The sequence below is a fragment of the Microbulbifer sp. ABM4_008 genome (assembly GCF_056311705.1).
In genome coordinates this window covers 890,905-910,458 of the sequence record NZ_CM149970.1, presented here as the reverse complement: position 1 = coordinate 910,458, position 19,554 = coordinate 890,905, and the positions used below count along the sequence as shown (strand labels likewise).

Annotated in this window: 17 protein-coding genes; 4 read left to right on the top strand and 13 right to left on the bottom strand. The window is 46.4% G+C overall.

Annotation, left to right across the window (positions count from 1 at the left end; translation table 11 throughout):
* Window positions 1-6: 6 nt before the first annotated feature.
* On the top strand, window positions 7-870 hold the full coding sequence (locus ACYX4J_RS03935) for a DUF4396 domain-containing protein (RefSeq protein ID WP_476177941.1): 864 nt from the start codon (window positions 7-9) through the stop codon (window positions 868-870).
* A gap of 77 nt (window positions 871-947) precedes the next feature.
* Here the strand turns inward: ACYX4J_RS03935 and ACYX4J_RS03930 are convergent, their stop codons facing one another.
* From ACYX4J_RS03930 to ACYX4J_RS03920, 3 genes are all read right to left on the bottom strand, one after another.
* Entirely contained in the window at window positions 948-1,382 is a 435-nt protein-coding gene (locus tag ACYX4J_RS03930) for a hypothetical protein (RefSeq protein WP_444958492.1), read from the bottom strand.
* Window positions 1,382-2,296 (bottom strand): zinc metalloprotease, encoded by a 915-nt coding sequence (locus ACYX4J_RS03925; RefSeq protein WP_444958493.1) that lies wholly within the window; start codon window positions 2,294-2,296, stop codon window positions 1,382-1,384. The genes ACYX4J_RS03930 and ACYX4J_RS03925 overlap by 1 nt, the downstream gene beginning before the upstream one ends.
* Before the next feature lie 554 nt (window positions 2,297-2,850).
* A complete protein-coding gene (locus ACYX4J_RS03920; protein WP_476177940.1) occupies window positions 2,851-3,402 on the bottom strand; it encodes a putative adhesin in 552 nt (183 codons plus the stop codon).
* A 1,502-nt stretch (window positions 3,403-4,904) separates the two neighbouring features.
* Between ACYX4J_RS03920 and ACYX4J_RS03915 the strand changes: the two genes are divergently transcribed.
* On the top strand, window positions 4,905-5,507 hold the full coding sequence (locus ACYX4J_RS03915; RefSeq protein ID WP_476177939.1) for a hypothetical protein: 603 nt from the start codon (window positions 4,905-4,907) through the stop codon (window positions 5,505-5,507).
* A gap of 84 nt (window positions 5,508-5,591) precedes the next feature.
* Here the strand turns inward: ACYX4J_RS03915 and ACYX4J_RS03910 are convergent, their stop codons facing one another.
* Together ACYX4J_RS03910 and ACYX4J_RS03905 are read right to left on the bottom strand one after the other, a co-directional pair.
* The gene (locus ACYX4J_RS03910; RefSeq protein ID WP_445362355.1) at window positions 5,592-5,840 is read right to left on the bottom strand and encodes a hypothetical protein; all 249 of its coding nucleotides are present in this window, start codon (window positions 5,838-5,840) and stop codon (window positions 5,592-5,594) included.
* The gene (locus ACYX4J_RS03905; protein WP_476177938.1) at window positions 5,824-7,371 is read right to left on the bottom strand and encodes an RHS repeat domain-containing protein; all 1,548 of its coding nucleotides are present in this window, start codon (window positions 7,369-7,371) and stop codon (window positions 5,824-5,826) included. The genes ACYX4J_RS03910 and ACYX4J_RS03905 overlap by 17 nt, the downstream gene beginning before the upstream one ends.
* A 169-nt stretch (window positions 7,372-7,540) precedes the next feature.
* On the opposite strand from ACYX4J_RS03905, the gene ACYX4J_RS03900 reads away from it, so the two are divergent.
* Window positions 7,541-7,723: a hypothetical protein gene (locus tag ACYX4J_RS03900; protein ID WP_476177937.1), complete on the top strand. Its 183-nt coding sequence runs from the start codon at window positions 7,541-7,543 to the stop codon at window positions 7,721-7,723.
* Between the two features lie 121 nt (window positions 7,724-7,844).
* Window positions 7,845-7,979, top strand: a complete 135-nt coding sequence (locus tag ACYX4J_RS03895; RefSeq protein ID WP_476177936.1) for a hypothetical protein — start codon at window positions 7,845-7,847, stop codon at window positions 7,977-7,979.
* Between the two features lie 254 nt (window positions 7,980-8,233).
* Here ACYX4J_RS03895 and ACYX4J_RS03890 read toward each other — a convergent pair whose 3' ends face one another.
* From ACYX4J_RS03890 to edd, 8 genes are all read right to left on the bottom strand, one after another.
* The gene (locus ACYX4J_RS03890; RefSeq protein WP_444915694.1) at window positions 8,234-8,680 is read right to left on the bottom strand and encodes an SMI1/KNR4 family protein; all 447 of its coding nucleotides are present in this window, start codon (window positions 8,678-8,680) and stop codon (window positions 8,234-8,236) included.
* Window positions 8,681-8,698: 18 nt separating this feature from the next.
* Window positions 8,699-10,474 (bottom strand): HNH endonuclease, encoded by a 1,776-nt coding sequence (locus tag ACYX4J_RS03885; RefSeq protein ID WP_476177935.1) that lies wholly within the window; start codon window positions 10,472-10,474, stop codon window positions 8,699-8,701.
* 868 nt (window positions 10,475-11,342) lie between these two features.
* Complete coding sequence (gene pyk / locus ACYX4J_RS03880) at window positions 11,343-12,779, bottom strand: pyruvate kinase (protein ID WP_444907446.1); 1,437 nt, start codon at window positions 12,777-12,779, stop codon at window positions 11,343-11,345.
* 118 nt (window positions 12,780-12,897) lie between these two features.
* Window positions 12,898-13,932 (bottom strand): type I glyceraldehyde-3-phosphate dehydrogenase, encoded by a 1,035-nt coding sequence (gene gap, locus ACYX4J_RS03875; protein WP_444958500.1) that lies wholly within the window; start codon window positions 13,930-13,932, stop codon window positions 12,898-12,900.
* A 75-nt stretch (window positions 13,933-14,007) separates the two neighbouring features.
* On the bottom strand, window positions 14,008-14,634 hold the full coding sequence (gene eda / locus ACYX4J_RS03870; protein ID WP_413663094.1) for a bifunctional 4-hydroxy-2-oxoglutarate aldolase/2-dehydro-3-deoxy-phosphogluconate aldolase: 627 nt from the start codon (window positions 14,632-14,634) through the stop codon (window positions 14,008-14,010).
* 21 nt (window positions 14,635-14,655) lie between these two features.
* Complete coding sequence (pgl, locus tag ACYX4J_RS03865) at window positions 14,656-15,366, bottom strand: 6-phosphogluconolactonase (protein ID WP_413663095.1); 711 nt, start codon at window positions 15,364-15,366, stop codon at window positions 14,656-14,658.
* Between the two features lie 69 nt (window positions 15,367-15,435).
* A complete protein-coding gene (gene zwf / locus ACYX4J_RS03860; RefSeq protein WP_476177934.1) occupies window positions 15,436-16,896 on the bottom strand; it encodes a glucose-6-phosphate dehydrogenase in 1,461 nt (486 codons plus the stop codon).
* Window positions 16,897-16,949: 53 nt separating this feature from the next.
* Window positions 16,950-18,770: a phosphogluconate dehydratase gene (edd, locus tag ACYX4J_RS03855; protein ID WP_445361231.1), complete on the bottom strand. Its 1,821-nt coding sequence runs from the start codon at window positions 18,768-18,770 to the stop codon at window positions 16,950-16,952.
* Window positions 18,771-19,554: the final 784 nt, after the last annotated feature.

Below are 19,554 nucleotides of genomic sequence, written 5' to 3'. Positions count from 1 at the left end.
GCCTATATGTTAACCGGAGCAATGCTTGTTTGGTTTATTCTTACGAGTCTCAGCCTAGTTTTTATTATTTGGGACTCAATCACTAATGCGCCAACCAGCTGGGTTCAGCGCCTGGCTTGGGTATTAGTAATTCTTTATACCGGTGTTATCGGCTTAATCTTCTACCTACTCACCTGTCGCCGTCCTTTTCCTGGCGGCCACGATCAATTCACTCGGGCGGCATGGAAGCAAAGTGTAAATAGCGAAATGCATTGTCTTGCAGGTGATGCAACAGGGATCCTTATCGCAGCATCTATTGTACCCACACTGGGCCTCGCCAATGGATGGGACTCCATAATTGAGTACTTGGCTGGCTTTGTTTGTGGTTTGTTTATTTTTCAGGCATTGATGATGCGAAATATGTATCAGGGAAACTACTTAAAAGCAGTGGGTAAAACTTTCTTTGCTGAAACTGTATCGATGAATATGGTTATGGCTGGAATGATACCCGCTATGGTGATACTGACTTCCATATGGCCACACTCTGAAGACCCAACAAATGCTACCTTTTGGTTTCGTATGAGCTTGGCAACCATTGTTGGGGGTATCATTGCTTACCCTATTAACTATTGGCTGGTAAAAAATCACTTAAAACATGGATGTATGACTCTTCCGGGAAAAGATGGAGCCGCGCCCAATTTTGGTCATTGCTCACATGAATGCGCCTCAAATTCAGCACCGCACATCCATGCTACCTCACAAGCAGAAACGCCTAAAATGGAAATGCATTCTTTATCTTTAATGGAATCGAGTATATGGATAATGGGCACTTTTATAGCTCTTTTTCTTGCAATTTATGTCACAGATAAAATCACACCAATATACTTTTGATCTCAGAACTTTATGCACTCAAAATAATCGCTTAAGCATAAGATTCAAAAATTTCTTTCTCCGCCTATAGTAAGATTTCACTCTGAGGCTGGTTGCCAATTGATTACCGGGTTTACTCCTTCAGTATTACATAACCAAACAATCGCTTTTATGCCAACCTTAAGCTTCCCCTTAGTATCAATGAGTTTCTCCCAATCGCTGGAATGAAAAGAACGGCCATGGATGCGGAACTGCCCGAGAACCTCCTTCCAATTTGGCATAGTCAGGTTTAGAAACTCATTTGTTCCATGGTCAGTAGCAACCCAAAGCTTAATTCCATCTTTCACCCGCACAAGTTTTGTAATCTCCCCCTGCCATGAAGTTAATTGGTTTCGATCACAAGTCACGTACTCTGGAACAGCTAGCCTTTGAGCCAAAAGATTCGGGCTAGCAAAAACAAATAAGCTCAGCACTAAAAATAAATAATGTTCTTTATTCATAATTAAAGAAGGGGGGCAAGCCCCCTTAACCATTAAAGACCACGATAAGTCGCGCTTTGTTCATCCGCGCGAGTGGCTTGACCTTCAGTGAACTCGTACATACAGCTATCGTCAGTATAATCCATAAAGTTAGTTACCGGATCTTCCCCTTCAGCATTTCTTCCCCTGGTACAGGTATCCCGACCAACAGGGCAGCCATAAGCAGCCGATCTCTCCGCAGGAGTATCTGAGACGTAGTCCCCCCGGCCAAAACATCCACCTTGGAACGTATGATAAAGACCCAACCAGTGGCCAACCTCGTGAGTTAAGGTGTCCCCCTCATTGTAGGGCGCAGCATCACCTCCAGGCACAGAACCAGTTAAAATTACTACACCATCATCAAGTGGATCAGAGGAGTAACTACTTGGGAATGTAGCCCACCCAAGTAGGCCGTCACTAATTTCAGCTACATAGATATTCAAATCCCCGGCATCGCCAACTCGTAAGGAAGATTTCATTGACTGCTCAGCCGATGAATTGTAACCAACGTTATACCAAGAATTATTTGCTGTAACAGTGGTTGAAACTAAATTAAAAGTAAATGGAGTATTTGCGTAAGCATCATTCAACACATCCATTTGCGCATTAATCTCACTATTAGAAAGCGCTCCATTATTAGCTGAGTCAGTAATTACATGAAAGTAAACATCAACTTCTACAGAACCTGCGGGCCGCAATGTGTGTGCCACACTTCTATCACTTGATATACCACGCAGAGTAGAAAAATGCTGCTCTTTTAATGCAGCTTCCTGAATTGATGGGTGGTCTGTACCGCAGCGCTTTAGCCCAACGCTATTGTTGGCAGCCTCAACCGAAGAAACACTCTGAGCAAAACCTATAGTTGATGAAGCAAGCATGCACAATGATAGAGCAGTTTTTATCGAGATATTAGAAACAGTCTTTCTCATAACCTAAGCCTTAATTTTATTATTTATTTACACTCCCATAAGAGCCCGCCAACTTTCCACGCTTCCATAAACTTTTGTCAATAGCACCAATTCTTAAATTGATGATAATGACATCAAACTCTTTAATAAGGCGTAACGTTCAACAAGAAAAATGTAAATATAAAAAAATAAAAACCCAAAAAAACAAAATGCAGATACATTTTTCTCTGAAATTAGTTACATATGAAATTTATTCACGGAAAACATAAGGTGCGACTCACTTAAAAATACGAACAAAAAATTGAGGAATCTGAAATTACTGACAGGTAAAATTCCAATAAAAAATACCGAATTTTGTTTCAACAAAGCGGACAGCTATATTTTTATGATACATCATCACAAAAACAGCTCGCGCTAACTGAGGTTAACAATAAAAAGATATTCCAACCACTAGAGCACCTAATTCAAAAGGCCAATCACAAATAACAAAGGCCACTTACCTTCTGTGGCCATGGAGGTAAGCGGCCTTTATAAATTCTACAGTTTTTAAACTAAAGTGAACACTCTACTCTAAATTAACCCCACTGTTTTTGAGAGCTAAGATCATTTCCACTGCTCGGCGAGCGACAGGCGGTAAAGTGAAGCTTGTTATAACCTAGCTTATTTTCAGTAATGACTTTTAGAACATCATCTAAATGAATATGGGCCCCCTCTTCAACCAAAATCAAATCATGATCATGAAGACCACTCTGCCAAGCCTTCTTAATATTATCCACATGACCAGGGCTTTTTTCATTATATGAGAGATTATAATTATAAACACTCGCACCACCACCAGCTATAGAGTGGACTTTTCCTGACCCCATATTTAGGAACTCTAAAGTTCCAAATTTTTCTTTACTATTTTCCTCATTGGCAGGCTTACCTGTTTTTGTCAAACTCTTGACTGCATGATCAGAAGACGCCGAACCATGAAATGAGTAGAAGTATAGAGCCAAATTCTCTGGCAATTCAGCCTTACCAAAAGAGCCGTTATCAAATGAACCATGTGCGTAAAGGATCGCCTCATTACCACTGGCTTGTTCTTTTTTATGAATTATTACTTTTCCAAACTGAACAGTTTTCATCACATTCCTTATCGATCAAAGGTTGGAGAATCTTTTTTTTGACCACACCATCAAGATGCGGTCACAAATTTAAGATTATTCTTTTCAAACAAAACCCAACTGTTTTTAATGGTTACAGATAAATAAAACTAGATCAACGAAAATAAAATCTATGTAAGCGACTGAAATCCAATCTTTATTACCACCCTCTCATTCGAGCAAAACCGTAATCAAGACAAGCAAAAAAACTATGGACTGCGAAACAAGCGTCATACAAAACCCAAAAAAAACCACAAAATCTCAATTGAGGAATTTTTCATACACATTTCAAGCCAGGAGCAAATGGATTTAAAACCTGATGAACAATCTCACAAAAAATGATTATGTAACCTTCGAGAAACTGAGGCTCAATTTCGCGTGAAAAAAAGTTCTATTACAGATAAAAGACAACATTATTGGCTATTGCAACCATCATACAGTCAAGCACACCTAGCAAACTCTTTATTTAAATTTTTTTGGTTAAAATTTGAGATGAAAGGTATACCATCTCTCATCATTGCTCTAGGAAGAGAGACCAATAAGCTACAAAAGCCTAGATTGCTAACATAAGTAACACCATATGAAATACAGAGTTATTTTTTACAAATATACTAGAGAGAAATCTCTCACAGACGACTAAGACTTGAACAGCTTGACAACCCACCCTCTCAGTTGGATTACTATTTTAAGCTGAAAAGAATGAGTTGATGAGCTATGGACGAATGTCTACTCTGAAAAGAGTGGCATATGGCATGGGTAAAAATTCCTCACCAAATTAACCTCCAAAATGAAAGATATAAATCGTATGCAGGTAGAAACTGGAGGCTTTCTAGGGCGAAGAAGCGGTGGTGAGCCTAGCATCAAAACTGTTTGGCAGGGACACACTAAGCTGCTTTATTACTTGGGGGCAGCGGAGACTTTAAATCGACTTAAAGGGTCTGTATAAAATGTAGTAGTTCAGACTTGTTATGACAGTTATCAGCTTTTAAAAAGGTGCCTCATCAGGTCAAATTCAGGTTGCAAGTTTTTCCTTCCTTATACTTTTCTATCTTTAAGTGTTGCCATCTGTGTGCTGCGTGCATTTCTTTGTGTCAGAGATGCTGAATCCGGAAAAGATTACGAGCATCGACACGAATGGATTGAAAGCCATATGCATAAGTTGGTCGAGGCGTTTGCGCTAGATATTGCTGCCTATGCAGTAATAAGTAATCACTACCACATAATGCTATACATCGACACAGAATGTGATGATAAGTGGTCGTAGAGGCAAAAGCTCTTCAAAGCCTCTAGCTTTGCCCAGCGCTATCTTCGAGGCGATACCCTCGATCACGCTGAAGTAAACAGACTAAAAGAATTCTTCTCCCAATAGCGGGAACGCTTCACGGATATCAGCTGGTTTATGCGCTGTTTAAACAAATCTATCGCCTGTCAGGCCAACGCTGAAGATAATTGTACAGGCGACTTTTGGTAGTAAGTCTCAGGCATTGCTGGATGAAAGAGCCCTCACCGCCTGTATGGCCTATGTAGACCTCAATCCGGTCCGTGCCAACATCGCCAAGACACCTGAAGAATCTAATTACACTTCGATTCAACAGCGTATTCGTGTCGCAGTCTTAGGCAAGCAGCCCAAAAAGCTACCTCCATTTATCGGCGATGAGCGTTTGAATACACCAAAAGGACTACCGTTTCACCTGGACCACTATTTGGAGCTAGTAGACCCGAGTGGCCGAGATTTAGACACCAGAAAACGAGGTTATATTGCTGAAAAAACGCCTCCCGTCCTGGAGCGGCTTGACATTTCACCCAAGCACTGGCTCTATCTCAACCGGAATTTTGAAAGTTACTTTAAAGGATTGGTAGGGTTTGTAGAGGCGGTACAACAAACTTGTGCGCAATTCAATAAACGCTGGGTACACGGCTCCTCTCAGCTACGCCCTGCTAACCTGCTCCTGCCTCAAGTACTCGATAGCGCGATTATCGCCCTTGTACCCAAAAGCAGCGCCCCCCAAAATCTAACTAGCCATTCCCAGCATTTAATCTCCTTTACCTGTAAACCATTGAGAAAGTGCCGCCAGAAAGGAGGTTAGCTCTATTGCTGGCGCCTCCCTCTAGTCTTTGGCTGTCCTAGATCTTGGCACACGGTAGTGTCCAGAATAATTCATTCCTGCCATTCATCTTTTTCGCCCAGGCACGACTGACGGGATAATCCTTCTGCCTTTATACAACTCTTTATTTTGCTGAAATTCCTGCGCTAATTTAGCAGTTTCTTCCTGGCTAACTGAGACTCTAGTAATTTCTCCTTCCGTTAGTTTCACACAAATATCAACTTCAAATGGCCCTCCAGAAAAAAAAGTTAGGTACCAATCAGCGTCATCCTGAACCAATAAGTATGAATAAGGCTCTTTAAAAACTATTTTCATCTTTTTTCTTCGCGCTATCAGTTGCATCAGAGATACTCATTTCTTTATAAGATCCTATTGGTATCGCATCTGTTACGGCCTCATCATGCCCAGTCGGCAATTTTCCTCCTGGCAACCAAAGTTCATTGGCTCCACCCTCTCGACCTGTAGGTATTCTAAGATTATGGTTTGCAGGATTACTTATCTCAATAACTACCATTTCTTGACCTTGCCAAGCACCTGCAGGAATCCCCAACTCTTTTTCTACTAACGCCATATCTCCATTAGTTCTAATTAATAGATCATCTACTTGCGCTTTGGTCATAACAAACTGGCCATCTGCACGCCCAACTGGATCTCTCCCAAATTCATCTAACGCCCACTTAGGCGCAAAGTAAGCTGCACCGCCTGCAAACTTGCCTTCATGGGCATCAATATAGGACTGCGGCAAGTAAGTTGATGGATCTGGTCGTACGCCATTATCCATTGCTTGAACAGCTTTCATCTTTTGGTAAGAAGCAGCCGCTTCCGAGCTATTCGCAAAATGCCCTTTGGTATTTTTCTGAAATTCATTCCAAGAATTTACAGGCGGACAATCTTTACTCGTTAATCCATAAGGATCAACCCAAGTTACAGGGTTGGGTACATATTGGTAATTATTAACCCCACCCAACAACCCAATCGGGTCCTGCTGAGTAAACTCCCCTACTTGCGGATCATAGTACCTAAACCGGTTGTAATGCAGCCCAGTCTCTTCATCAAAATACTGTCCCTGAAAACGAATCGACTGCTCTATCTGATTCTCATGAGCTAACGCAATACTGCCATAACTCTTATAGGCAACACTCCATACGACTTCACCTTCCTGATTGGTAAGGGCATCTGGGGTTCCCAGATGATCCAGATGGTAGTGGTATACCTGCTCATCTTCTTTCAGTGCAACCGGTTTGAAAGTCCCCGGTTCAAAATAGTAAGTCCGAGTATTCAGATCTTGTTGGGTGTGGATATCAGCTTTGTTTTCGCGAAGCAGAACATCCCCATCCCAGAGGAAGCTGGTTTGTTCACTGTTAGTTACCTTACCAATACGACGGCCCAGCGGGTCGTACTGGTAGTGAATCTCTTGTTGAAGCTGTTCGCTCCCCTCTTCCACCTTGAGCTTTTCAACCCGCACCAACTGCTGGCGGCTGTTGTAGTGATAGCGGGTTTGCAGTTTCTGCCCTTTACCGCGCAGCTCGGCGATACGGTTGCCGTGGATATCGTAGCGGTAGTGGGTATCGCCACGGAAGGCTAGGCGATTGCCCTTGACTTGAGTGGCACTGGCCTGCTGTTTGGCTTCATCTTCTGATCTAGCGGCGGCCAGAATATTGTGGGCAGGGTCGTGCACAAAATATTCGGGGTTGGGCCCATCAACCTGGGTGAGGCGATCCAGGGCGTCGTAGTGGTAGCTATGTGTGCCGCGCAGGCTGTCCTCGATTTTGGCAATCTGCCCAGCTTTATTGTACTGGTAGCTGCGCTCCAGGATTGAGTTAGATTCCTGGGTCGGATCTGACACTGGACCACCGGCCTTGCCCAGGCTCAGCTTTTGCAGGCGCCCTTGGGGATAATGGTCTCGCTGGCTTTCCAGTCTATTACCGTGGTGGCGCCGACTCTCCCTGCCCTGCTCATCGAATCAGCTGATCGATCTTACCCCCCCCCACCGGGCGGCAGCACAGGCTTTGGAATTGACCTGCTGGGTTGAAGGCGAAGTTGAGGACTTCACGAGCGGGCAAAGTCGTGGCAATGCGGTTGCCAGTAGCATCATAGTTATGGGTGAGTTTATCTTTGCCCTGCCGATCCATGGTTTCGCGGTCATTGGCTTCATATCCCTAGCGTCGCTTGCAGTAAGTGTTTTCCCCCTGCGATAAACTGGCCTTTGCAATAACGGCGGAAGCCGGCATTCTCTTGCTCAAACTATTATCCAGTCTTTGCGTCCCCTAGATTTCTCTGACTTCACTTTTTAGGACTGTAATCTATAGGAGTCTAGACATGTGTATCCTGTTGTTGGAGCCACTGCCGGAACCACTACTGCTGGAGCTGGAGCTGGAGCTGGAGCTGGAGCTGGAGCTGGAGCTGGAGCTGGAATTATACGAGGATAGTCTGCCGTCATCCTTAAGCAGATAGCTTTTTGTAACTTCTCCCAACTCGATGTAAGTAAAGGGAATATACAATAACTGTCGTAAAGATAGTTTACTGGAAAACTTTCTTGACTACATCTTAATGAGCATTAGTTGGATAAAACCTGACTTAATATTAAGCACTATTGATGTTTAAATATGGTGGATAGATGCTTGGCATTCACTGCTGAAAAATAAATTGTGGACTACCAAAAAAATAACCCAATCGACTGACTGGGTTATTATTAACAACTAAATATTCTATTTCAAAGAGCATAAGAAATCATTAAAGCTATTCGCAAGGCACCTCAGATTCTTTGCGCCTTCAGCTTCATGATTCCAAAAGTAAATTTTTCCAAAATTAGCTTCATCAACACCAATGCAAAGATTATTCCCTCCTCCGGCCACCGCTATAGGGAAGTACCCTTTAGGTATCCGGGAATTATCTACATAGACCTTTTTTACCCAATCTAAACGCCGCTCTTCTTTTTCAGTGAATCCATAGAATATTCCAAGCTCTCCCTTTGGCCTATCTTCACTACCAATTTCTGAGGTATGTTTATAAAAAAATCCATAAGGATCTACAGAGCAAACATTATTCTCAATTAAAAAGTTTCTATACTCTCTTGGAAATTGATACCCCAGCTCACCCTCAAATTTAGACACCAAATCTTCGGAAGCCTTTTCAGACATTGAAAAAATTTTCACTAAAATTCTCCTCTCCATCTAGCGGTCATATGCTGGCCCAGGCAAATGCCCCAGTCTAACAAACTGATCATGAAGACTCACACCTCCTGTATGGGTAACAGGTCCATGAATTGATCTAGGCACAAGTTGCAACACTCCTAAGTCTTGATGATGATGCCATGTTAAATCATGTTCATCCCTAAAAGCTTTATTAATTCCAGCCAACTCATCCGCTGCTCTAAAGTCATCTAAGTCACTTCCCGTTAATTTGATTTTAACTGTATTCGCAGTCAAAGATTCATGTATGAATACGTGATCATTAAATACAGGAAAGCCTTCGGAATCATATCGAACCACTGTACCATTACCTAATTTTACTGAATTTGTCCAGGGAGTTTGGTTATCTATCGCATCCGCTGGACTACCACTATTAACTTCTATTATGCGGCCACTAGCAGCACTAACATTACGCCTTTGCCATGGTCTATTTAACTCACCATTTTCTAGTAGCTGTGCCCGCTGCGAATTCAGAGAATTATATACATTGTTGGTTTCATCATCGAGATTAGAAGCAAATCTAACATTTTCACCATCTAAGGGATTTGTTCGCACAGACCTGTTTGCACCTTCGGAACTACTATCGGCGATGCTGCTGCTTTGATTGGAGCTAGATCTATTAGAAGTAGCAGAGCTGGAATTGCTCGAAGGCGGTCCACTGGACCTTTGCGGCACCGTAACCTCCGAAGAGCTCAGGTCGGAGAAACTTGCACTGCCGCCTTTTGCTTTACCGCCCCTTTTCTTAAGTACCCGCTGTTGCAGCTTCTTCAGTTTAGCGAGCTCCATCATCAGCTCACCGATCTTCTTAAAGGACCTCAGTAAGCGTGCATTTTTGACCATAGATACAGCTGCACCGACGCCCCCAGTTATCGCTGCGAGGACGATAGTAAGGATAATTTCAAATGTTCCGCCACCGGCTATTTCGGTAATTTCCAGACTGTGTTGGGCTTTTACATAATCCTGGGCAAAGCGGAAGATAACCCCGCGCAGGGCCGGATCATCGTAAATAATTTGAGCAACGTCGAATGCCAAATCCAATTGCTGCCGAGTAACCTTTGAAGGGTCAAAACCGAGTACATCCACCACTTCTTTTTGCAGATCCGAAACGTACTCCTGGCCAGATTCTGCGAAGCTCTTGTCATTCCAGAAGTAATTTGCTGTGGCAACACCCAACCTATGCGACTGACGGAGAGGATTCAGCATTTGCGCCACTTCAAGCACATCTTTTGTCCATACCGCTAAGCCCCAGGCGGCATTGCCAAAACCGGTCGCGCCACTTTCAATATAGGCACCCACTTTTTCCAGCGTTGAGCGCTTCTCATGCTGCTGCTGGATTTGGGCCGCCTCTGCTCTCTCCTGGGCAATAATTTGCTGTAGGCCGATACGAATCTTGGCAATCAACTCAGCCTGTTTCTCAGCAATTACGGTAGCTGCCGTTGGCGCTTCTTCAATAATCAGTCGATTCTGGATTAAAGCGCGATAAATCTCTCGTTCAGAAAAGGACAAGTGGCCGGGCGGCTCAGATAGGGGCCCCAGGAAGATTGTGCCCGAAGTACCCGCTTGAATACTGGTACTGAGCAAATTGCAGGAGCTACCTCCCAGGCTGAAAAAGTGTTGGTAAATTTTCTCAATAACCGCATCGTCGAACATCGAAAGCAAGTGGCCGACATCGACCTGCATAGGAATTCCCAGCGGGTACGTCCACCCTACTCTCACTTCGTACTGGATGCCTTGCTTATTTTCAACACGTAGCTGCATGATAATCCTTTAAACACTTACGCCTATCTGGACCTAGTGGGGACCTAATTCAGTTAATTCTCACCCGCGAACATTAGGGAACCCCCAAAGAACTCCGGTAAGTTTTCGATTCCGTCTATTTTTCGAGCAAAATACCCTTAAGCTGAAGTCAACCAGACTTCAACTGGTGATTCCTCCGAGCTTTGTCGGCGTCGATTAAAATCGAAATCGCAAGACCAGCCAATACCACGCCATTACACAACGAAGCCGCTGAGAAGAACATTCTCTATCCAAAAAAGGGAGCTTAAGGGCTGCTGTGCTAGAAGAATACTAACGACTAGATTCTTATCCTCCTTTTCACTCTTAAGAAATTAAGAATCTAGGTGGCGCCAAATAAAACATAGGACTGAGATCTACTTCGCGAGGTTACCGCAAATTAGGTAAATACGGTAGATAGCAAGTGTTAAGCTGAGTAGCGAAGCTTTCGGGAGCAGAAATTAAAACTTCGATAACACAAAGCCGAGCCAAAGTTATCGTCGATTAATTTTTAATAAACCAATAAAAATAGTACCCGCGTATTAAAAAAATATCCCGCAATACAATTTCTATGAACAATTATTATTCATTTGTTTACCGTAATTGGATAATTTCTCTACAGCGAGTATCAATATTCCGTTATTGATAAAAGTAACTAATTGGATAGCGTTTGGCAGGCTGTGAAATTGGATCTTTAAATTTGTGACACTCATCACAAGGGTATTCCAGTTACAAGCAGGGTGAACGGGGAAATCAGCGGACGGGATTGCCTGGAACTGCAATAAAGCACGGTATGGGTTGAAGCAGGCCCAGTAACCTCATTATCAGGTGCCCGGGCCTTTTTTCAGAAAGCCTATTCGATCTCTTTGATCCGCATGGAGTTGGTATGCCCACCCATATTGAGGCGCTCCCCCTGGGTAATCAGTACCCGCTGCCCTTTCTGCAAATCGATTCTAGAGCTTAATACCTCGATAACCGCTTCGGTTAAATGTCCCAGGGGAACTGAAGCCGGATCAAAGCTCACTGTCTCTACTCCCCGTAACAGCATCAGCTGGCGCGCGATCTTAGGATGCCGGGTTAGTGCATAGATCGGCAAGCGAGTATTTGCACGGGACATCATTCTCGGTGTGCGGCCTGACTCGGTCAGTGCGGCTACAGCACAGAGATTCTCCACTCGCGTTGCAACATCAATCGCCGCTTGGGCAATCACAGTATCGATTAAAGCTGAAGAACCGTGGTCCTCTGCAGTATAGGGAACACTGCCCAAATACTGTTCAGCGCCGATAATCACTTCACTCATAGATTCCACGGCGGCAACCGGGTAATCACCCGCTGCTGTTTCCGCCGACAACATAACTGCATCAGTACCGTCCAGCACCGCATTGGCAACATCCATCACCTCGGCACGGGTGGGAGTCGGGCTGGTAATCATCGACTCCATCATTTGTGTTGCAGTGATTACGGCGCGATTGAGAGCATTTGCGCGGTTGATCAGTTTTTTCTGCACCCCGACCAGAGCGGGATCACCGATCTCTACCCCTAGGTCACCTCGAGCTACCATAATCGCATCGGAAGCCAGGATTAGGCTGTCCATTTGCTCATCATCGGCAACAGCTTCGGCCCTTTCAACTTTGGCGACGATCGCCGCTTGGCTACCAGCCTCTGCCATGGCTTTGCGAGCAGTATCCAGATCTTCTGCACAGCGCGGAAAACTGACCGCGAGGAAATCCACTTCGAGATCTGCTGCCAGCTTGATATCCCGGTAGTCTTTTTCTGTCAGAGCCGGTGCAGACAGGCCGCCGCCCAGCAAGTTGATGCCCTTGTTATTCGACAGCTTACCGCCCTGTAAAACTCGGCAATAGAGCTTGCTTGGCGTAGTGCCGGTTACTTCGAGACGAATCTTGCCGTCATCCAACAGCAGGATATTGCCGGACTGGCAGTCGCTGATCAGGCTTGGATAATCCACTCCAACGCGGTGCTCATCCCCCCCTTCAACCGGGCAATCCAGGTCGAGGGTAAATTCGTCATTGTTTTCAAGCTGTACACTGCCCTTGGCAAAACGGGCAATGCGGATTTTGGGACCCTGCAAGTCCCCCAAAACCGCAACAATTTTTCCCTGCGCTTCGGCGGCGTTGCGCACCTCTGTAACGCGGCGTCGGTGATCCTCTGCCGATCCATGAGAAAAGTTCAGACGTACAACGTTCACCCCTGCGCGAATCATTTCATCAATTACGCGAGGCTTGTCCGTACCCGGGCCTAAGGTTGCTACGATTTTTGTATGGCGAATCATAAGATCCCGTCATCTAATAATTTGAGAAGGAGGTTCAGAGGGCTATCAAACAGGAATTCTATGTCCATTTAATGGCCCTCAGTAATTGAATTACCAAAATATGGTAAATGAGGGGGGATCAGGCGGATTCAGCAACAGGCTGCTTCAACTGAAGTGACTCAGCCATTGCCAGACTGGTATCCAACATGCGGTGGGAGAAGCCCCACTCGTTATCGTACCAGGCCATGACCTTCACCAAGTTACCATTCACACGGGTGTGGTTGGCATCAAAGTGACTGGAGGCACTGGTGTGATTGAAGTCCACAGATACCAAGGGCTGATCGCAGTAAGTCAGTACACCGCCACTGGCCTGAGCAGCTTCCTGCATAATGCGGTTAACTTCTTCGGCGGTGGTGTCACGGCCGGCAATAAACTGGCAGTCCACTAGAGACACATTGCTTACCGGTACACGGACGGCCATACCATCGAGGCGACCTTTTAACTCAGGCAATACCAAACCAACCGCTGCAGCCGCACCTGTTTTGGTAGGGATCATATTATCCGCCGCCGCACGGGCACGATAAATATCTGCGTGCACCGCATCTTGGGTATTCTGGTCGTTGGTATAGGCGTGCACGGTGGTCATAAAGCCGCGCTCAATACCCAATTCACGATGCAGTGCTTGAGCTACAGGTGCCAGACAGTTGGTGGTGCAGGATGCATTGGATACCACACGGTGATCTGCAGTGAGATTGCTGTCGTTTACACCGTAAACAACTGTGAGATCCGCATCTTTTGAGGGTGCAGAAATCAGCACTGCAGCGGCACCGGCTTCAATATGGGCAGAAGCGGAAGCGCGATCGGTAAAGCGGCCAGTACACTCCAGGACTAAATCCACACCCAGTTGCTTCCAAGGCAATTTGGAAGGGTCGCGCTCCTGGCAAACCTGAACTCGATCACCACCAATAACCAGAGCATCACCATCGACTTTGACGTCTGTACCAAAGCGACCGTGAATAGTATCGAAGCGAGTCAGGTGAGCATTAGAAGCTACCGGAGCGAGATCATTAATCGCGACCAATTGAACACGATCGCTGTAGCCTGATTCGTAGATAGCTCGGGTGACATTTCTACCGATACGACCGTAACCATTAATGGCAATTTTAATTTTCATCTCGCTTTACCCTCTTTATATGCTTCTGGTTTTTCAAGTGGCACCCGCTTGCGAGTGCACCATACCGAGTGTGTGTTATTTCAATTCCGCAGCTTGTTTTGCCAGACGAGTAATCTCTGCCCAGTTCTTTTCACGAACCAGAGTGCTGCTCGCCATCCAGGAACCACCGACACAAACCACATTGTTCAGAGCCAGAAAGTCCGGGGCATTTTGAGGCCCTATACCACCGGTGGGACAAAAGCGAACGTCTTGTAGCGGACCGCCAATGGATTTCAGCATTGGCACTCCCCCTGCCGCCTGGGCTGGGAAAAATTTCTGATAGCGATAACCACGCTCGTAAAGGCGCATCACTTCTGAAACACTGGCAGCACCGGGCAGCAGCGGTACTTCACTGCCTTCAGCAGCATTCAGTAAGCGGTCGGTTGCGCCGGGGCTCACCATAAAGCTGGCGCCGGCTTCGATAGAGCGACGCAGATCATCACCATTTAGCACCGTGCCAGTTCCCACATGGGCTTCCGGCAGGTGTTTTGCAATTTGTTCAACAACTTCCAGGGCTGCCTCAGTGCGCAGGGTTACCTCAAGTACTTTCAGGCCACCTTCAATCAAAGCGCCGGCAAGAGGGAGGGCATCTTCAACTTTATCTACAACCAGTACTGGGACAACGCCAGCTACCTGCAAAATCTCGGCGATATTTTTCTGCATCAGATAATTCCAAATCTTTCGTTAAGGCGCCCAGTAAACAGTGACTGGTTTCAGCCCCTGCTTAAGAATACTGCGCACCGGCATTTCTAACTCATCACTGCCGAGCAACGCCTCGCGATAAACTTTTAGCTTCTCTTCGCCAGTGATCAATAACTTGATATTGCGCGCTTGCAAAATTGCACTCAGGGTCAAAGTCATACGCTCGGTATTGGAGCCGGTAACTTCACTTTGATTAGCAGTAATTGCCTTGCACAACTTTTGTGATTCAGGATTTAGTGCATCCTGTAAGCCCTGTGCATGGGGGAATAGTGATGCGGTGTGGCCGTCACTGCCCATACCCAGCAAACAAACATCAAACGGTTTCTGCAACTCGCCATATGCGCGCTCACAGGCCTCTTCACCTTCAGCAGCTGATGCATGTGAATTTTTCATACCCAGAAAATTGGCTTCGGCACCAAAATTCTGTAAAAGCGACTTTTCAATAAAAGCTGCGTTACTACCGCTTTCGGTTTTTTCTACCCAGCGCTCATCAACGAGGGCCGCTGTAATTTGCGACCACGGAAGCGGGCGTTTGGATAGCTCGCGATATACTGGTTCCGGCGTACTACCGCCAGATACCAGGAAACTTGCGTGATTATTTTCTTTAATACCTTTTTGCAGTTCGCAAGCACAATCGTGGGCTAGAGCCTGCACCAGGCGCTCGCGATCTTGGAAAAATTTTTCTTCAGCCATGGATTCTTCCATTTCTCTTAGTGGAAACCGGCGCGGTAAAATTAATAGCTGCGCCGGCTTTCCAAATTATTACTGCGCGTTAAACCAATGACGATCACTGCGTGACAGCAGTTTTTCTGCCTCTTCTGGCCCCCAGCTACCTGCAGGATAGGGCTGCGGCTGATTAGCCGTTTCGCGCCAATGCTCAATAATTGGATCAACCCACGCCCAGGCAGCGGCAACTTCGTCGCGGTGGATAAAGAGCGCGGGATTATTTGCTGCAGCATCCAACATCAGGCGCTTATAAGCGTCGCTGCGGAAACTGTCGTAAGTATCAGAAAGGGTTAAATTCAATTCGGCCGGTTGCAACTCAGTGGTGAGACTGTCCATTTTTTTCGCCATCAAAACCAGCTTGATACTTTCTTCCGGCTGTAAGCGAATAACCAAGCGATTGGGGACAACCTTTCCGGCTGACTCATCGTACACATGATGAGAAACATTTTTGTACTGCACTACAATTTCGGCACAGCGCTTTTCCATGCGTTTACCAGTACGCAAGTAAAACGGCACCCCTGCCCAACGCCAACTATCGATATGCGCTCGAATGGCAACGAAGGTTTCGGTTGAACTGGTTCCACCGTCGAGCTCATCGAGGTAACCAGGAACATCATTGCCATTGATTTGCCCAGCTATATACTGGCCACGCACAACGTTTTTATCGACCAAGTTTCCGGTAAGCGGGCGCAAAGCCTCAAGTACCTTAATTTTTTCTGCACGGATATTCTTCGCCGACATACTGTTGGGAGATTCCATGGCGATAAGGCACAGCAGTTGCAGCAGATGGTTTTGCACCATATCCCGCATAGCACCAGTTTCATCATAAAAACCCGCACGCCCTTCCAGGCCTACGGTTTCTGAAATACTGATCTGGATATGATCAATGGTTTTTGCATCCCAAAGATGCTCAAACAATACATTGCTAAAACGCAGTGCAAGAAGGTTTTGGACAGTTTCTTTACCCAGATAGTGATCGATACGGAAGATACTATCTTCCGGGAAGTAACTGGCAATTTTACTGTTAATTTCATCAGAGGTTTGGGCGTTATAGCCCAGTGGCTTTTCCACTACGACTCTGGAATTTCCAGTAATCAGGCCTTTTACGGAGAGGTTTTCACAACAGGGGCCGAATACCGCGGGCGGTATTGCCAAATAGAAAATACGAACCCGCTCTGAGTCGGAACCGAGAATTTCTGCCAGGTGATCCCACTGGCTATCCGGTACGGCAATGTCCAGTGCGATCGGACAAAGTAATTGGCTAAATTGGTCCCAGCTCGAAGCACTGTACTCACCCTCACGGAGATATTTTTGCAGTGCCTGGTGGGCTGTTTCGATATATTGATCAACATCTGATTGGCGGCGACACACCGGAAGGATGCGACAGCCCTCAACCAAGCTGCCCTCTCTAAATGCTCGGTAAAGTGCCGGTAGTAACTTGCGCAGTGCAAGGTCTCCGCCTCCACCAAATAACACCATATCAAAAGGGTTAATCATAAATTTTGCTCTGAGATCGTTCTTTTCTCGGAGCCTGTTTGGCTCCGTAATAATCAATAAAGAATACTTGCACCGGTCTCTGCACCGCTGGCAAGCCCACGCATATTAGCGAAAAGTTCACGGCCCGTACCACGGGCACTTTCAGACAGATCACACTGGGCCGGTTGGCGGGCATTAAATTCAGCTTCATCTACCAGCACGCGTAAAATACCGGCCTCTGAATCGAGCTCAATCATGTCGCCCTCTTGCACCTTGGCAATCGCACCGCCTTCTACGGCTTCCGGTGACATATGAATGGCAGCAGGGACTTTCCCGGAAGCGCCGGACATACGCCCATCAGTGACTAACGCCACTTTAAAGCCACGATCCTGCAGCACCCCCAACGTCGGTGTTAACTTGTGCAGTTCCGGCATACCGTTGGCACGAGGTCCCTGGAATCTCACTACAGCGACAAAGTCACGCTCTAGCTCACCGGCTTTGAATCGCTTGAGCAGGTCGTCCTGGTTATCCAGAACAATGGCCGGGGCCTTCACTTTCAGGTGCTCAGATTTAACCGCAGAGACTTTGATTACACTGCGCCCAAGATTTCCTTCGAGCAACTGCAAACCACCATGCTGGGAGAAAGGGTCTGTGGCTGGACGAATGACCGTCGTATCACCGCTCTCTTCTGGAGTGGGTTTCCAAACCACACCACCGCCAGCATCACTGTTGAGGAAGGGGTCTTCACAGTAAGGTTCGAGACCGGAATTACCGAGTACTGTGTGCACATCATCGTGTAAAAGGCCAGCGGAGCGGAGTTCGCGAATCAGGAACTGCATACCGCCGGCTGCGGCAAAGTGGTTGATATCCGCAGTACCGTTCGGGTACACATGACAAAGCAACGGCACCACTTCAGAGAGGTCGGCCATATCCTGCCAAGTCAACTGAATACCTGCTGCACGCGCCATCGCAATAAGGTGCAATGTGTGGTTTGTGGATCCGCCGGTAGCGAGCAGTCCCACCACTCCGTTGACGAATGCTTTTTCGGTGAGAATTTTAGCTACCGAAGTGTGCCGGCTCGGTTCAGTAATTTTTACCAATTGCGCCACGGCAGCTTCATTTAATGCCGAGCGCAATTCGGTACCGGGGTTTACGAAGGAACTGCCAGGCAGTTGCAGTCCCATAATTTCTACCAACATCTGGTTACTGTTGGCAGTGCCGTAAAAGGTGCAGGTGCCGGCACTGTGGTAGGAAGCACTCTCGGCTTCCAATAGTTCAGAGCGCCCTACTTTACCTTCAGCATAGAGCTGGCGAACCCGGACTTTTTCCGCATTGGACAGGCCAGTGGGCATTGGACCCGCAGGTACAAAAATTGAAGGCAAGTGGCCAAAAGAAAGAGCACCAATAACAAGGCCGGGGACAATTTTGTCGCAGATACCCAGAAATATGGCTCCTTCGAAAACATCATGCGAAAGCGCGATTGCTGTGGACATGGCAATCACATCCCGCGAAAACAGGCTGAGTTCCATCCCTGCACGCCCTTGAGTCACCCCATCGCACATTGCCGGTACACCACCGGCAACCTGGGCCGTTGCGCCATTGCGCGCAGCTGCCTCTTTCAATTGAGCAGGGTAGGCACCATAGGGCTGGTGAGCGGACAACATATCGTTATAGGCGTTGACGATACCCAGGTTCGGCCCCCGCCCAGAGGCGATCAACTGCTTATCACCTTCTGGAGATGCGGCTATTGCGTGGGCCAAGTTTCCGCAAGACACATGTGCCGCTGCCCGCCCTTCAATATGCGCTTTCTCAACCTGCGCCAGATACTCTGCACGAGTTTCTTCGCTGCGCTTAATGATGCGTTCGGTAACGGTCTGAAGCTTGCTGTGAACCATGACTATTCCGTAATAACTCTGTTGAGGTGGTCTCTAGTTACAAAAACCACCAGGGCCACATTTCAGTGGCATCAGCCACCTGTGATTATCTTTCCGTGGAGCGCCTTTCGGCGGAATGGCTCCCACTGCAACCCTTTGGTTGTAGTGCCATCAATGTCCTATTACCCAATCGTAAATCTGAAGCAGAAGGAACAAAGTTGCTTTTATCAGATCGCTGGAAACCCAATCATTCCAGCGGACCACCTTTCAGCCCACGGCAAGACTGCTGATGGAGACTCATGGGAAATCCTGTTATCGGGTAGAAATCTCACTTCCGAGCCTCTTCCCGCTCTTAGAGCTGAATGTTAGTGATCCAACAATGCCGGAACCTCCTCCCCACTGAGGTGGTAGAGACTTTGGACGCCCGGCTTGAGTAATTCACCCAATCTGTAGCCACTCAATCTTATTGATGCGCATTATGTAGTAAAACTACAAAAATTTTCAAGAGGCTTCAAATAGTGATTGAAGATGTTGACCAGGGGAGACAGGCATGTAGGGAGTATTTGGCGTAAAAGCCATCATTTTCTTTAATACTGGGAAACTTAATGCCTTCATTCAGTCACAAAGAGAAAGATTGGCCTTACTTAGGTGTAGGATTTTTACAGACAAATGATAAGGTCTGGGAATCTCAAAGAATTGGGATAAAAAACTACAAATTACCCACAAATTAAGAAAGGAGGCGCACCCCATAAGCTAATTGCAGACTCATAACTGTTAAAATCCCACCTTCCAGCAATACTTACTT

Bases quoted from the DNA above. Each gene is read 5' to 3' on its own strand.
- ACYX4J_RS03935 (WP_476177941.1), top strand. From the start codon at position 7: ATGTTAACCGGAGCAATGCTTGTTTGGTTTATTCTTACGAGTCTCAGC.
- ACYX4J_RS03930 (WP_444958492.1), bottom strand. From the start codon at position 1,382: ATGGTTAAGGGGGCTTGCCCCCCTTCTTTAATTATGAATAAAGAACAT.
- ACYX4J_RS03925 (WP_444958493.1), bottom strand. From the start codon at position 2,296: ATGAGAAAGACTGTTTCTAATATCTCGATAAAAACTGCTCTATCATTG.
- ACYX4J_RS03920 (WP_476177940.1), bottom strand. From the start codon at position 3,402: ATGAAAACTGTTCAGTTTGGAAAAGTAATAATTCATAAAAAAGAACAA.
- ACYX4J_RS03910 (WP_445362355.1), bottom strand. From the start codon at position 5,840: ATGAAAATAGTTTTTAAAGAGCCTTATTCATACTTATTGGTTCAGGAT.
- ACYX4J_RS03895 (WP_476177936.1), top strand. From the start codon at position 7,845: ATGTGTATCCTGTTGTTGGAGCCACTGCCGGAACCACTACTGCTGGAG.
- ACYX4J_RS03885 (WP_476177935.1), bottom strand. From the start codon at position 10,474: ATGCAGCTACGTGTTGAAAATAAGCAAGGCATCCAGTACGAAGTGAGA.
- pyk (WP_444907446.1), bottom strand. From the start codon at position 12,779: ATGATTCGCCATACAAAAATCGTAGCAACCTTAGGCCCGGGTACGGAC.
- gap (WP_444958500.1), bottom strand. From the start codon at position 13,932: ATGAAAATTAAAATTGCCATTAATGGTTACGGTCGTATCGGTAGAAAT.
- eda (WP_413663094.1), bottom strand. From the start codon at position 14,634: ATGCAGAAAAATATCGCCGAGATTTTGCAGGTAGCTGGCGTTGTCCCA.
- pgl (WP_413663095.1), bottom strand. From the start codon at position 15,366: ATGGCTGAAGAAAAATTTTTCCAAGATCGCGAGCGCCTGGTGCAGGCT.
- zwf (WP_476177934.1), bottom strand. From the start codon at position 16,896: ATGATTAACCCTTTTGATATGGTGTTATTTGGTGGAGGCGGAGACCTT.
- edd (WP_445361231.1), bottom strand. From the start codon at position 18,770: ATGGTTCACAGCAAGCTTCAGACCGTTACCGAACGCATCATTAAGCGC.